At 70.0% G+C, this 13895-nt stretch carries 10 protein-coding genes and 3 tRNA genes; 8 read left to right on the forward strand and 5 right to left on the reverse strand.

The annotated features are described in order from the left end of the window. Positions 1–76 precede the first annotated feature (76 nt). The 4 genes from AOK01_RS08185 (at position 77) to AOK01_RS08200 (ending at position 6378) form a co-directional block, all read left to right on the forward strand. Positions 77–3802 carry a discoidin domain-containing protein gene (locus tag AOK01_RS08185; RefSeq protein WP_055509989.1) on the forward strand — a complete coding sequence of 1242 codons (3726 nt, stop codon included), beginning with the start codon at positions 77–79 and terminating at the stop codon, positions 3800–3802. A 150-nt stretch (positions 3803–3952) separates the two neighbouring features. Further along, a complete protein-coding gene (locus tag AOK01_RS08190; RefSeq protein ID WP_055509991.1) occupies positions 3953–4654 on the forward strand; it encodes a YciI family protein in 702 nt (233 codons plus the stop codon). Further along, complete coding sequence (locus AOK01_RS08195; protein WP_055509993.1) at positions 4651–5880, forward strand: RNA polymerase sigma factor; 1230 nt, start codon at positions 4651–4653, stop codon at positions 5878–5880. The genes AOK01_RS08190 and AOK01_RS08195 overlap by 4 nt, the downstream gene beginning before the upstream one ends. 105 nt (positions 5881–5985) lie before the next feature. Further along, a complete protein-coding gene (locus tag AOK01_RS08200; protein ID WP_055509995.1) occupies positions 5986–6378 on the forward strand; it encodes a maltose acetyltransferase domain-containing protein in 393 nt (130 codons plus the stop codon). 45 nt (positions 6379–6423) lie between these two features. Here AOK01_RS08200 and AOK01_RS40760 read toward each other — a convergent pair whose 3' ends face one another. The 5 genes from AOK01_RS40760 to AOK01_RS08220 all read right to left on the reverse strand — a co-directional run bounded on the left by AOK01_RS40760 (position 6424) and on the right by AOK01_RS08220 (position 7823). Then, on the reverse strand, positions 6424–6831 hold the full coding sequence (locus AOK01_RS40760; RefSeq protein WP_079103255.1) for a PIN domain nuclease: 408 nt from the start codon (positions 6829–6831) through the stop codon (positions 6424–6426). Beyond that, positions 6828–7061, reverse strand: coding sequence for a type II toxin-antitoxin system VapB family antitoxin (locus tag AOK01_RS08205; protein ID WP_055509997.1), 234 nt, complete (start codon positions 7059–7061; stop codon positions 6828–6830). The genes AOK01_RS40760 and AOK01_RS08205 overlap by 4 nt, the downstream gene beginning before the upstream one ends. A 355-nt stretch (positions 7062–7416) precedes the next feature. Continuing rightward, positions 7417–7493, reverse strand: a tRNA-Ile gene (locus AOK01_RS08210). Between the two features lie 178 nt (positions 7494–7671). Next, a tRNA-Asn gene (locus AOK01_RS08215) sits at positions 7672–7744 on the reverse strand. A gap of 6 nt (positions 7745–7750) precedes the next feature. After that, positions 7751–7823, reverse strand: a tRNA-Asn gene (locus AOK01_RS08220). Between the two features lie 164 nt (positions 7824–7987). Between AOK01_RS08220 and AOK01_RS08225 the strand changes: the two genes are divergently transcribed. From AOK01_RS08225 to AOK01_RS08240, 4 genes are all read left to right on the forward strand, one after another. Continuing rightward, positions 7988–8302: a YtxH domain-containing protein gene (locus AOK01_RS08225; protein WP_055509999.1), complete on the forward strand. Its 315-nt coding sequence runs from the start codon at positions 7988–7990 to the stop codon at positions 8300–8302. Between the two features lie 177 nt (positions 8303–8479). Further along, positions 8480–9934 (forward strand): FGGY family carbohydrate kinase, encoded by a 1455-nt coding sequence (locus tag AOK01_RS08230; RefSeq protein ID WP_055510001.1) that lies wholly within the window; start codon positions 8480–8482, stop codon positions 9932–9934. 193 nt (positions 9935–10127) lie between these two features. Continuing rightward, entirely contained in the window at positions 10128–11861 is a 1734-nt protein-coding gene (locus AOK01_RS08235) for an ABC transporter ATP-binding protein (RefSeq protein WP_055510004.1), read from the forward strand. Further along, complete coding sequence (locus AOK01_RS08240) at positions 11861–13795, forward strand: ABC transporter ATP-binding protein (RefSeq protein ID WP_055510006.1); 1935 nt, start codon at positions 11861–11863, stop codon at positions 13793–13795. The genes AOK01_RS08235 and AOK01_RS08240 overlap by 1 nt, the downstream gene beginning before the upstream one ends. Positions 13796–13895: the final 100 nt, after the last annotated feature.

The following is a 13895-nucleotide window of genomic DNA, read 5'->3' on the forward strand; positions in this document are numbered from 1 at the left end:
TCCCTCTCCCCCTCATCCCCACGTCTCCCCCACTCCTTCTCCTGTCCAGAGCGGAACCACCCATCAAGGAGTACGTATGCGCGACGACCAAGCAGGCGCCGCCACCACGGATGCGGATCACTCGCGCCGCACCTTTCTCACCGCGTCGGCCACCGTCCTCGCGAGCGTGAGCCTGGTGGGCGCGCTGCCCGGCAACGCCTCCGCCGCACCCGTCGCCGACACCACGGCCGCCGACGCCACGGCAACCGGCGCCGACCTCGCGCTGTACCGCCCCGTCCAGGTCTCCTCGACCGCGTACGCGCCCACGCCCGCCCACTTCGTCACCGACCGCATGAGCCGGACCGGCGTCACGGGCAGCGGCTGGCGGGCGGCGGACACCGGGGAACCGCAGTGGGTCGCGGTCGACCTGCAAGGCAGCTGCCGGGTCACCTCCGCCGTCCTCGTCTTCGAGGCGGCCGAAGGCGACACCGTGTACAAACCGTCCGGCGGCATCAACCCCCGGGCCGGCACGACCGGCTGGGAGGTGCTCTCCAGCTACGCCACCGGGTACCGCATCGAGGTCTCGCCGGACGGCAAGAACTGGCAGCGGGTCCACGAGGGCACCACCGCCACGGGCGGCACCGTCGAGGTGACCTTGGACAAACCCGTGACCACCCGCTGGATCCGCATGACCGCCACCGGCCTGTCCAACGACAACCCGCTCGGCCTCAACTCCTTCCAGGTGCTCGGCACCGCCATCGGCAGACGCCCGCGGGCCACGGGCTGGACGGAGTGGACCAGCGGTGCCCGAGCGGTGCCCGCGCTGAAGGTGGCCGACGACGGCACCGTACCGATCGAGTCGGGCTGGAACGTCACCCTCGACGAGTTCGCCGGCACCGACGACGGGGCGCGGCTCTCCTCGCCCGGTGTCGACACCGACCGCTGGCTGCGCGCACAGGTTCCGGGCACGATCCTCGCCTCGCTGGTGGCCGAGGGGCACCTGCCCGACCCGGTCAAGGGCATGGACAACCTCCGGATACCCGAGGCGCTCGGCAGATCGGCGTGGTGGTACCGCCGTACGTTCGCCGTCCCCCGCGGCTTCGCGGCCCGGGGCCGGGGTCGGGGCCAGGGCCGGGACCGCGTCTGGCTGGAGTTCGACGGCATCAACCACAAGGCCGAGGTCTGGCTCGACGGCACCAAGGTGGGCGAGCTCGATCACCCCACCGACCGTGGCGCCTTCGATGTGACCGAGCAGCTCACCGAGGGCCGTGAGCACGTGCTGGCCGTCCGTATGGACCACATGCCGTTCCCCGGGAGCCCCGGCGACCGCGGCGCCGACGGCCTCTCCTACGCCGACGCCGGCTCGGACACGATGATGCGCAACGGGCCCACCTATCTGGCGGTGTCCGGCTGGGACTGGATGCCCGCCGTACGCGACCGGGTCATGGGCATCTGGAACCATGTCCGGCTGCGCTCCACCGGCGACGCCGTCATCGGCGACCCGCACGTCGGCACGGTGCTGCCCGGCCTGCCGGACCGCTCACGCGCCGAGGTCACCGTCACCGTGCCGGTCCGCAACGCGGCCCCGGACGCCCGCACGGTGACGGTCGCGGCCCGGCTCGGCCGAGCCCGCGTCAGCAGGAAGGTCCAGGTCGCCGGCGGCGAGAGTACGGACGTCGTCTTCGCGCCGAAGGACTTTCCCGCCCTGCGCCTGCGGGACCCCGAGCTGTGGTGGCCCAACGGCTACGGCGACCCCGCCCTGCACGACCTGGAGATCACCACGTCGGTCGGCCGCGAGGTCAGCGACGAGCGCACCCTGCGCGTCGGGCTGCGCCCGTACGACTACGCCTCCGAGAACCCGGTCGTCTTCGAACCCGGCGCCAACCGCTTCGAGCAGACCGTGGAGATCGACCGGCAGCACGCCCGATGGGTCCGCGTCCTGGCCGGCCGCCGTGCCACCGGCTACGGGGCCTCCCTGTGGCGTCTGTCGGTCACGGACAGCGCGAACCCGGACACCGATCTCGCGTTGCGGGCCCCGGCGTCGGCGTCCTCCACCGACAACGCGTCCAACCCCGCCGCGGCGGCCGTCGACGGCGACGACAACACCCGCTGGTCGTCGTCGTACACCGACGACCAGTGGATCCGGATCGACCTCGGCGAGGGCCGCGACTTCGACCGGATCGGTCTGCTGTGGGAGACGGCGTACGCGCTCACCTTCACCGTCCAGGTCTCCGACGACGGGGAGCGGTGGACGGACGTGAAGGCGGTCGACAACCGGCCGAAGCAGCTCCAGATCAGTGTCAACGGCGTACGCGTCATGTGCCGCGGCGGCAACTGGGGCTGGGACGAACTGCTGCGCCGCATGGGCGACGGGCGGATGGAAGCGGTCGTCGGGATGCACCGCGACATGAACTTCACGATGATCCGCAACTGGCTCGGGAGCAGCAACCGGGAGGAGTTCTACGCCCGCTGCGACGAGAACGGGCTCCTGGTGTGGAACGACTTCTGGAACGCCTGGTTCCTGGACCCGCCGAACCACACCCTCTACCTCGACCACGTGCGCGACACGGTCCGCCGCTACCGGTCGCATCCGTGCGTCGTGGTGTGGTGCGGCGCCAACGAGGGGACCCCGTCCGGTGAGATCGACGCGGGCGCCCGCGACGCGGGCGCCCGCGACGCCGTCGCCCAGGAGCACCCCGGGGTGACGTACATCAGCAACTCGGCGTCCGGAGTGGTCAGCGGCAGCGGCCCGTACGCCTGGGTCGACCCCAAGCGGTACTTCGACCCCGACCTGTACGCGCACGGCACCTTCGGCTTCCACACCGAGATCGGCATTCCGACGGTGTCGGTGGCGGAGAGCATGCGCAGTCTCGCCGGCGGCGAGAAGGAGTGGCCCATCGGCCTGGTGTGGAACCACCACGACTGGCTGGAACGGGGCGGCCAGAACCCGCAGAGCTACAAGGCGGCCATCGACGAGCGTCTGGGCGAGTCCGCCTCACTGGAGGACTTCTGCACCAAGGCGCAGTTCGTCAACTTCGAGTCCATGCGGGCCATCTTCGAGGCGTGGAACGCCAACCTGTGGAACGACGCCGGCGGCCTGCTGCTGTGGATGTCCAACCCCGCCTGGCACAGCACCGTGTGGCAGACGTACGACTACGACCTGGACGTCAACGGAACCTACTACGGCGCCCGGTCCGGCAGCGAGGCCCTCCACGTCCAGGCCGACCCGGTCGACTGGAAGGTCGTCGCGGTCAACCACACGGCCGAGCGGCTGCGCGGGGTCGAGGTCCGCGCCGAGGTCCTGGACCTGTCCGGGCGCCGGCTGGCCGACCCGCAGCGCCGGAAGATCGACCTCGCGGCCTCCTCGACGGCTTCGGCCTTCACCGTGGCGGAGCCCGAGGGCCACCCGCTGCACCTGGTACGGCTGCGTATGACCCGCGCCGACGGCCGCACGCTGTCGGAGAACACGTACTGGCGCTACGACCGGCCGAAGGATCTCCAGGCCCTGAACGCCCTCACCGGTGCCAGGCTGGAGGTGTCCGGCGGCCGTACCGCGCAGCGCGACGGCCGGATCGCCCTCACCGTCCGGGTCCGCAACAACGGCCGCTCCGTGGCGCCCATGGTCAGGCTGGCGCTGCGCGACCACCGCTCCGGCGACCGGGTCCTGCCCGCTCGCTACTCCGACAACTACCTGTGGCTGCTGCCGGGAGAGGAGCGGGAGGTGACGGTCTCCTGCCCCCGCGACGACCGGCACCCGGGAGACCTGGAGGTGACGGCGCAGGGCTACGGCACGTCCAAGGTCTCCAACCGCGGCCACCACTGACAGTTACTGACAGTTACTGACAGATACGGAGTTGTCGGCAAAAGAAATCTTCGCCGCTGTGTCGGATTCGGCGATGGCCCTTCGTCGTCCTCATGAAACGTTCGGAAGTTCCGAGGTTCGGAACTTCGGACGTTCGGAAGGAGAACGGTCATGAGGTACATGTTGTTCGTCGCCACCGACCCCGCCGGAGAGTCGACCGACGAGAACCCGGGGGCATGGGTCGAGAGGTGGAGCGAGAGTGGCGTCCGTATCGAGGGGATGCCGCTCAAGCCGGTCGCCGAAGCCAGGACAGTCCGTGTCCGCGGAGACCGGGTGCTGGTCACCGACGGCCCGTTCGCCGAGACGACCGAGTGGATCGCCGGGTACGACCTCGTCGAGGCCGCCGACCTCGACGAGGCGATCGAGGTCGCGGCCTCGCACCCGATGGCGACCGGCGGACGCATCGAGATCCGGCCGGTCGAAGCCCTCGATCTCGGACGGGGCACCGAAAACGTCCCGCACGAGGGCGACGCGCCCGCCGCGCGCTTTCTCGGGATCCTCCGGACGGACCCGAGCGCTCCGTCCTACACCCCTGATCCCGCCTCGGTGGCGGAGTGGGTCCGCGAGGGTCTCGCCTCCGGCCGTTACCTCGGCGGCGAGCACCTGAGTCCGGTCCAGGACGCCACCCTCGTGCGGCGCCGCGGAGGGGAACTGCTGATCACCGACGGCGCGTACACCGACGTGCCGGAGTGGGTGACCGGGGTCGTGTTCATCGACGGTGAGTGGGAGGAAGCGATCGACTACCTCTCCCGCTGTCCCATGGCCCGGTCCGGCATCGCCGAACTGCGCGAATTCTGGACGGACTTCTCGTGAGGACCGGGCCGGCAGACGTCCGGGCGGCGCTCGCCGAGGCGTATCGCGGCGAGTGGGGTGTTGTCTTCGGCACGATCGTGCGCCTCACCGGCGACTGGGAACTGGCCGAGGACTGCGCGCAGGAGGCGTTCGCCCGCGCCCTGCCGGCCTGGGAGCGTGACGGGGTGCCACGCAGACCGGGTGCGTGGCTGGTGACCGCCGCCCGGCACCACGCCCTGGACGTGCTGCGCCGCCGGACGACCGAGCGCGGCAAGCTGGTCGAGGTCGCCGCGCTGGAGGCGGTCCGCGAACCGCCGCCGCCCGGAGACGAGCGGCTGCGACTGGTGTTCACCTGCTGCCACCCGGCGCTCCCCCTCGAATCCCGGGTGGCGCTGACCCTCCGCGCGGTGGGTGGCCTTACGACGCGCGAGATCGCCCGCGCCTTCCTGGTCGGTGAGGACACCGTGTCGCAGCGGATCCTGCGCGCCAAGCGCAAGATCGCGGCCGCCGGAATCCCCTACCGGGTTCCGCCGCCCGGGGCCCGCGCGGAACGGCTGGACGGAGTCCTCGCCGTCATCTACCTCGTGTTCACCGAGGGGTACGCGCCCAGCGACGGGAGCACGCTCCGCGACCCGCTCGCCGAGGAGGCCATCCGGCTCGCCCGGCTCGTCGCCGCCGAGGCACCGGAGGAACCGGAAGCACGGGGGTTGCTCGCGCTGCTGCTGATCCAGCACTCCAGGCGCGCCGCCCGGCTCGACGAGGACGGCGGCCTGATCACCCTGGAGCACCAGGACCGCGGGCGTTGGGACCACTCGCTCATCTCCGAGGGCGTGGGCCTCGCCCGCGAGACGGTCGCGTCGGGCGGCCCCTACGCGCTCCAGGCGGCGATCGCCGCGCAGCACGCCCTCGCCCCGGCCGCCGCCGCGACCGACTGGGGGGCCATCGTGGCGCTGTACGACCGTCTCCTCGCCCTGCGTACGAATCCGGTGGTGGCCCTGAACCGCGCGGTCGCCCTGGGAATGCGCGACGGTCCCCAGACGCAGTTGGACGCCGTCGAAGCCCTGAACATGCCCAAGGAGTTGGCCGGCCACCACGCCCTGTCCGCCGTCCGCGCGGACGCACTGCACCGCCTCGGCCGAACCCGCGAGGCGGCAAAGACGTACCGGTCGGCGAAGAGCGCCGCCCCCAACGAGGCGATAGCCCGAGAATACGCCAGGCGGATAGCCGAGTTGGAACGGGAAAATTGACGGTACGGCAAGGTCTCAGCACGCTCAGCACGCCGCTCCGCCGCGGGCCCCGGGCCGGCTTGAAGCATCAGACGAAGAACCTCAGACGAAAGGAAATATCCCGCTGTGGCGGACACTCACCACGAAGAAGTTCTCGACCGGATCGCCAAGGGGCTCGTCTACACGGAGTCCGAAGCGGCCTTCCAGGCCTCGCGCCGCCGTACGGACCAGATTTTCGAGTACAACCGAACGCCCCCGAGCGAAAGCGAGAGGCGCCGATCGCTGCTCGTTGCGATCTTCGGCTCCGTCGGTGAACGCACGGTGCTACTGCCGCCGTTCCACGCCGGGTTCGGCAGCAACGTGGTGGTCCTGCCCGGCGTCCGGATCGGCTACGGATCGGTCATCGGCGCCGGTAGCGTCGTCAGCCGCAGCATCCCGCCGATGAGCGTCGCACTCGGCACACCTTGCCGCGTGGTCCGCCCCATCACGGACGAGGACCTCACCACACGTACTGCCTGAGGGCTCGTTTGCTCATTGGCTCGTTGGCCAGCCGGCTCCAGAAGATCAGGCTCGTACGTCCCGCTGCTGAACTTCCTTGAGCACTCCGGCCACTGTCACGAAGTCGTTGTCCACATGGAGAACGGTGTGCCCATGGTGTACAGCTGTCGCACACACCAACAGATCGATCGCTCCAGCTGCCCGATGCTGGCCCCGCTGGGTGAGTTTGTACTGGGCGGTGTCGACCCAACGCCAGGCGTTCTTCGGAACCGGAGAGAGCAAGCAGAGCGCGTCCAGTTCCTCTGCGAGCTCATCCCGATGGGACGGGCTGGTTGCCGAGTAGAGAAATTCGGCACGTGTCGGCTCGCAGAGATGAAGCACCCCGGCGGCGATGTGTCCCTCCCAGGGACGCAACGCACCTGGGGTACGAAACAGGTGCCACAGAGCCGAGGTGTCCACCAGATACGTGATCACTCGAAGGCCTCGCGTCGCGCCCGCTTCTCCGCGTCATGCGCCGCCGCGGCCTGCTCGAACTCACCACGCGCACCGCGTGCGGCCAGCTTTTCGGCCGCATCGAGCCGCTTGATCCGGGCCACGTAGTCCCGCAGGGCCGCGTTGACCGTCTCCTTCTTCGTCGTGACACCCATCAGCCGCATGGCCTCTGCGAGTGCCTCATCATCGAGATCAATCTGTGTGACTGACATCGGACACCTCCAGCATTCACGATGTATGCCATCAAGATACATCGCCAACATTGGGTGCGTCGCCGTTCAGATCCAGGGCGCCGGAGGCAGTGAGGCGAGGTTCGGAATGTTCCGCGGGGACCCTCCCCGCGGGTACGGGGACCACGTTCGGGAAAGCCGGCCTGATGCCTCGGCGAGCGACCCCGACGCCGACGACGATGGCCCGGATGAGGCAGTGCGCGCCGCCGCGTGATCTCCGGCCTCAATCCGGCCTCAGGATCGTGGATGCATGATCAATTGGGGCCGCCAAGATCCCTGCAACCCCCCGACCCTCCAGCAAAGTTGCTGGTCAGATCGTTTCTCCCCGCGTAGCGCGTGGTGGGGCGGGTGGGACTCGAACCCACGGCCGGCGGATTATGAGTCCGCTGCTCTAACCGGCTGAGCTACCGCCCCATTACGGCGCGTCGCGCACATGTGTGCGCGCCGTCTGCCGCAGCATAGCCGCTCATACGATCTCCTGCTTCGGATGGTCGGCTTCGCCTGCCCTCAAGGACCCCACCTGGGGCGCAGCGGTTCCCGCGGGCATGAAAAAGGACCCCGGTGGGGCTCGCGGGGTCCTCTTCTCAGGTTGCTCTCCCGACTGGACTCGAACCAGTAACCTGCCGGTTAACAGCCGGCTGCTCTGCCAATTGAGCTACGGAAGACCGAAGCTCCCCCGACTGGACTCGAACCAGTAACCTGCCGGTTAACAGCCGGCTGCTCTGCCAATTGAGCTACAGGGGATTGCCTCGCTCGCATCGAACGTACCTCCCTGGGTATTCGCCAAGGGGCGTGCGCTCGCTGCGACACATACATTAGCGCAAGCAGGGGGGTGCTCCGCCAATCGGTAACCGCCTGCGACCGGCGCCGCCGCAAGGGACCGACTCACAAGAGGAAGGGTGGCCGCCATGCGCTACCGGCTCACGTTCGTCGTCGGACTGGCTCTGGGATACGTGCTCGGCACGCGTGCCGGGCGCGAACGCTACGAGCAGTTGAGGAAGACCGCCCGGCAGGTCTCGCAGAACCCCGCGGTGCGCAACACCGCCGAGTCCGCGGCCCAGCAGGGCCGCCAGTTCGCCGGGAAGGCCTACCACGTGGTGAGCGAGAAGGTGGGCGACCGGGTCCCCGACTCGGTCTCGGAGAGGGTGCGTTCCCTGCGTGAGCGCAACGGGCACGGCACCACCCGCACCGCGGACGACTGGGGCACCACCACCAACACCTAGTGCCGCAACAGCCGCAACAGGCACTGTCAGCACGTCTTCGGCACGGTTCAGCGCCCCGGCACCAGGGGCGCTGGGAGCCGCGCGACCGGCCCGGCCGGCGCCGCGGGCACGTGACGGCGGACACCGCTACGACGCCCATGGCCCGAGCCGGCGCGGCGGTACGGCAGAATTTCCGCCATGGGGATAGTCGCCGGGTTGGACAGTTCGCCCGAATTCACACGCATCGTCGTCTGCGACGCGGACAGCGGAGCCGTACTCCGGCAGGGGTATGCCCCGCATCCGCTGGACGGCCCGGCAGACGGTACCCGGCCCTCTGACGTCGACCCGCAGGCCTGGCTGCTCTCCCTGGGCGAGGCCGCGGGCGGCGGGCTGCTTGAGGGCGTCCAGGCCATCGGGGTGTCCGCGCAGCAGAACGGGCTCGTCCCGGTGGACAACCAGGGCAACACGATCCGCCCCGCGATGGTCGGCGGGGACAAGCGTGCCCAGGTCGCCGCCGCCGATCTCATCGACGCGCTCGGCGGGCGGGAGGCCTGGGCGCAGGCCGTGGGCTCCGTACCGCAGGCCGCCCAGCCCGTGACGAAGCTGCGCTGGCTCGCGCGGACCGAACCCGAGGCGGCCATGCGCACCGCCCTGCTGCTCCAGGCGCACGACTGGCTGGTGTGGCAGCTGCTCGGCAGGCCCGCACGCCGGACGACGGACCGGGGCGGCGCCTCGGGCACCGGTTACTGGTCGGCCGCGACCGGCGCGTACCGGCCCGACCTGGTGGAGCTGGCGCTCGGCCACCAGGCCCTGCTGCCCGATGTCCTCGGACCGTGGGAGGCCGCGGGGACGACCCCCGAGGGACTGCTGATCTCGGCCGGCACGGGCGAGACCATGGCGGCGGCCTTCGGGCTGGGCATCGGGCTCGGGGACGCGGTGGTGTCGCTCGGCGCCTCCGGGTCCGTGATGGCCGTCCACCACGAGGCACTGATCGACTCCACCGGGATGATCACCTCGCTCGCGGACGCGACCGGGATGCACCTGCCGGTCGTCACCACGCTCAATGCCGTACGGGCCCTGCGCGGCGCCGCCGAACTCCTCGGCGTACCGGACCTGGAGGCCCTGTCCGACCTGGCCATGAAGTCCACCCCCGGGTCGCACGGGCTCGTCCTGCTGCCCTATCTCGAAGGTGAGCGCACGCCCAATCTGCCGCACACCGCCGGGACGCTGGCCGGGCTGCGGCGGGAGTCGATGCGGCCCGAGCATCTGGCGCGGGCCGCCTTCGAGGGCATGCTGTGCGGGCTCGCCGACGCGCTGGACGTGCTGCGCAAGCGGGGCGTGGAGGTGCGGCGGATCTTCCTGCTCGGCCAGGCCGCGGAGCTGGGCGCGGTGCAGGCGTGCGCACCCGCGCTGCTCGGTACGCAGATCGTGGTGCCGCAGCCCGCGGACTACGCGGCGATCGGCGCGGCCCGGCAGGCCGCCTGGGCGCTCGGCGTCTCGCAGGGCACCATCCAGCCGGGGCTGCCGCCGGTCTGGCAGGGCGCGGCCGCGCAGGTCCTGGAGCCGGGCGAGGAGCTGGCGGTGGGGCAGGCGGTGCGGCAGCAGTACGTGTCGGTGCGCAACCAGACCCACCCTGGCGCCTTCCGCGCCTGAGGCCGAGTCGGTGAGGGGTCCGGCGCCTCCGCCGGCCCTCGCGGCGAGCCGCGCGGCCTACGACTTCGGGCCGAGGGCCGGTCCGCTCTTGGACCTCTCTTGGGTTAATCAGTTGAGGTAACACCGGTGGAGTGTTCGACGATAGGGGCCAGGGGCAACCAACCGCCCCGTCACCGACTCCGAGAGACCCAGCGTGCTCATAAGACTTCTGCGTACCTACCTCACGCCCTACAAGAAACCCATCGCCCTGCTCGTACTGCTGCAGTTCCTGCAGACCTGCGCCACGCTCTACCTGCCCACGCTGAACGCCGACATCATCGACAACGGTGTCGTGGCGGGCGACTCGGGATACATCCTGTCCTTCGGCGCCCTGATGATCGGCATCTCGCTGGTGCAGGTCGTCTGCAACATCGGGGCCGTTTATTACGGCGCCCGTACGGCTTCGGCGGTCGGCCGGGACCTCCGGGCGGGCGTCTTCGACCGCGTGCAGTCGTTCTCCGCGCGTGAGCTCGGTCACTTCGGGGCGCCTTCTCTGATCACCCGCACGACGAACGACGTGCAGCAGGTGCAGATGCTCACGCTGATGACGTTCACGCTGCTGGTGTCGGCGCCGATCATGTGCGTGGGCGGCATCGTGCTGGCGCTCGGTCTCGACGTACCGCTGTCCGGGGTGCTGCTGGCCGTCGTGCCGGTGCTCGGGCTCTGCGTCAGTCTCATCGTGCGCCGGCTGCGGCCGCTGTTCCGCACGATGCAGGTGCGCCTCGACACGGTGAACCGGGTGCTGCGCGAGCAGATCACCGGCAACCGCGTCATCCGTGCCTTCGTGCGCGACGCGTACGAGGAGGAGCGCTTCCGCAAGGCGAACTCCTCCCTCACCGAGGTGTCGCTCGGGACCGGGCGGATGCTGGCGCTGATGTTCCCGATCGTCATGACGGTGGTGAACGTCTCGTCGATCGCGGTGGTGTGGTTCGGTGCCCACCGGATCGACAGCGGCGGGATGGAGATCGGCGCGCTGACGGCGTTCCTCGCCTATCTCATGCAGATCGTGATGTCCGTGATGATGGCCACGTTCATGTTCATGATGGTGCCGCGCGCCGAGGTGTGCGCCGAGCGCATCCAAGAGGTCCTGGACACCTCCAGCAGCGTCGTCCCGCCGAAGGCTCCCGTCCTGGAGCTGCGGCGGCACGGGCATCTGGAGCTGCGCGGGGCGGGGTTCCGCTACCCGGGCGCCGAGGAACCGGTGCTCAAGGCCGTCGACCTGGTGGCGCTGCCCGGCGAGACCACCGCCGTGATCGGCTCGACCGGCAGCGGCAAGTCGACCCTCCTCGGCCTGGTCCCCCGGCTGTTCGACGCCACCGACGGCGAGGTGCTGGTGGACGGCGTCGACGTACGGACGGTCGAGCCGCGGCTGCTCGCGCGCACGGTCGGCCTCGTACCGCAGAAGCCGTACCTGTTCGCGGGCACGGTGGCCACCAACCTGCGGTACGGGAATCCGGACGCGACGGACGAGGAGTTGTGGCACGCGCTGGAGGTGGCGCAGGCCAAGGGATTCGTGGAAGGTCTTGAGAACCGGCTCGACGCCACGATCGCGCAGGGCGGCACGAACGTGTCCGGCGGTCAGCGGCAGCGGCTCGCGATCGCCCGTACCCTCGTACAGCGTCCCGAGATCTATCTCTTCGACGACTCCTTCTCCGCGCTCGACTACGCGACGGACGCGGCGCTGCGTACGGCGCTCGCGCGGGAGACCGCCGAGGCGACCGTCGTGATCGTCGCGCAGCGGGTGTCGACCATCCGGGACGCCGACCGGATCGTGGTCCTCGACGAGGGCCGGGTCGTCGGGACCGGCCGCCACCACGAGCTGATGGCGGACAACGAGACCTATCGGGAGATCGTGCTCTCGCAGCTGACGGAAGCGGAGGCAGCCTGATGGCCGGGCCCATGGGGCGGATGATGGCCGGGGGCGGTCCCGACCAGCACTCGATGAATTTCAAGGAGTCCGGGAAACGGCTGCTCGGGCAGTTCAGGCCGGAACGCGCCACGCTCTACGTGATGCTCGCCGCCGTGGTCTGCAGTGTGAGCCTGTCGGTCGTGGGCCCGAAGATCCTGGGCCGGGCCACCGACCTCGTCTTCGCCGGGATCGTCGGACGGGACATGCCCGCCGGGCAGACGAAGGCCGAGGTCCTCGCGGGGATGCGGGAGCGCGGCGACGGCGGTATGGCCGACATGCTCTCCGGGACGGACTTCACGCCGGGTGAGGGCATCGACTTCGGCGCGGTCGGCGAGGTGCTGGGGATCGCCCTCGCGGCGTTCCTGGTGGCCGGCCTGCTGATGACCGTGGCGACCCGGCTGGTGAACCGGGCCGTCAACAAGACCATGTTCAAGCTGCGCGAGGACATGCAGACCAAGCTGTCGCGGCTGCCGCTCTCGTACTTCGACAAGCGGCAGCGCGGTGAGGTGCTCAGCCGCGCCACGAACGACATCGACAACATCGGGCAGACCCTCCAGCAGTCGATGGGCCAGCTCGTCAACTCGCTGCTGACCATCGTCGGTGTGCTGGCGATGATGTTCTGGGTGTCGTGGCTGCTGGCGCTCGTCGCGCTGGTCACCGTGCCCCTGTCGTTCTTCGTCGCCACCCGGGTGGGCAAGCGGTCGCAGCCGCACTTCGTGCAGCAGTGGCGGACCACCGGCAAGCTCAACGCGCACATCGAGGAGATGTACACCGGGCACAACCTGGTCAAGGTCTTCGGACGGCAGGACGAGTCGGCGGCGCAGTTCGCCGAGGAGAACGAGAAGCTGTACGAGGCCGGGTTCCGGGCGCAGTTCAACAGCGGCGTCATGCAGCCGCTGATGATGTTCGTGTCGAACCTGAACTACGTACTGGTGGCGGTGGTCGGCGGGCTGCGGGTCGCGTCCGGCTCGCTGTCGATCGGTGACGTGCAGGCCTTCATCCAGTACTCCCGGCAGTTCTCCATGCCGCTCACCCAGGTCGCCTCCATGGCGAACCTCGTGCAGTCAGGCGTCGCGTCGGCGGAGCGGATCTTCGAGCTGCTTGACGCGGAGGAGCAGGAGGCCGACCCCGTCACGGGGGCGCGTCCGAAGGAGCTGCGGGGCCGGGTGGCGTTGGAAGGGGTCTCCTTCCGGTACGACCCGGACAAGCCGCTCATCGAGGACCTGTCGCTGGCGGTCGAACCCGGGCACACGGTGGCCATCGTGGGACCGACGGGCGCAGGCAAGACGACGCTGGTCAACCTGCTGATGCGGTTCTACGAGACGACGGGCGGGCGGATCACCCTCGACGGGGTCGATGTCGCCACGATGTCCCGGGACGACCTGCGGGCCGGTATCGGCATGGTGCTGCAGGACACCTGGCTGTTCGGGGGGACGATCGCGGAGAACATCGCGTACGGGGCCTCCCAGTCACGGGAGGTGACCCGCGGGGAGATCGAGGAGGCGGCGCGGGCCGCGCACGCCGACCGGTTCGTCCGGACGCTGCCGGACGGGTACGACACCGTCATCGACGACGAGGGGTCGGGGGTCAGCGCGGGTGAGAAGCAGCTGATCACGATCGCGCGGGCGTTCCTGTCCGATCCGGTGATCCTCGTCCTCGACGAGGCGACGAGTTCCGTGGACACGCGGACCGAGGTGCTCATCCAGAAGGCGATGGCGAAGCTCGCGCACGGGAGGACGTCGTTCGTCATCGCGCATCGTCTGTCGACGATCCGGGACGCCGACACGATTCTGGTGATGGAGGACGGGGCGATCGTGGAGCAGGGGGCGCACGCGGAGCTGTTGGCGGCGGGTGGGGCGTATGCGCGCCTGTACCAGGCGCAGTTCGCGCAGGCGGTGGTGGAGGTTGACTGAGATGGGCTGAGGTGGGCTGAGGGGTCCGTGAGCCGGAGGGCTTTTCTCGCCCCCGCCGCCCCTACCCATTCCCGTCACTGACTCGGGGGCTCCGCCCCCG

This window comes from Streptomyces aurantiacus (genome assembly GCF_001418335.1).
Classification (GTDB): domain Bacteria; phylum Actinomycetota; class Actinomycetes; order Streptomycetales; family Streptomycetaceae; genus Streptomyces; species Streptomyces aurantiacus.

Excerpts from the sequence above, each read along its gene's own strand:
- AOK01_RS08240 (WP_055510006.1), top strand. The coding sequence starts at position 11,861 with ATGGCCGGGCCCATGGGGCGGATGATGGCCGGGGGCGGTCCCGACCAG.
- AOK01_RS08225 (WP_055509999.1), top strand. The coding sequence starts at position 7,988 with ATGCGCTACCGGCTCACGTTCGTCGTCGGACTGGCTCTGGGATACGTG.
- AOK01_RS08190 (WP_055509991.1), top strand. The coding sequence starts at position 3,953 with ATGAGGTACATGTTGTTCGTCGCCACCGACCCCGCCGGAGAGTCGACC.
- AOK01_RS08230 (WP_055510001.1), top strand. The coding sequence starts at position 8,480 with ATGGGGATAGTCGCCGGGTTGGACAGTTCGCCCGAATTCACACGCATC.
- AOK01_RS08185 (WP_055509989.1), top strand. The coding sequence starts at position 77 with ATGCGCGACGACCAAGCAGGCGCCGCCACCACGGATGCGGATCACTCG.
- AOK01_RS08205 (WP_055509997.1), bottom strand. The coding sequence starts at position 7,061 with ATGTCAGTCACACAGATTGATCTCGATGATGAGGCACTCGCAGAGGCC.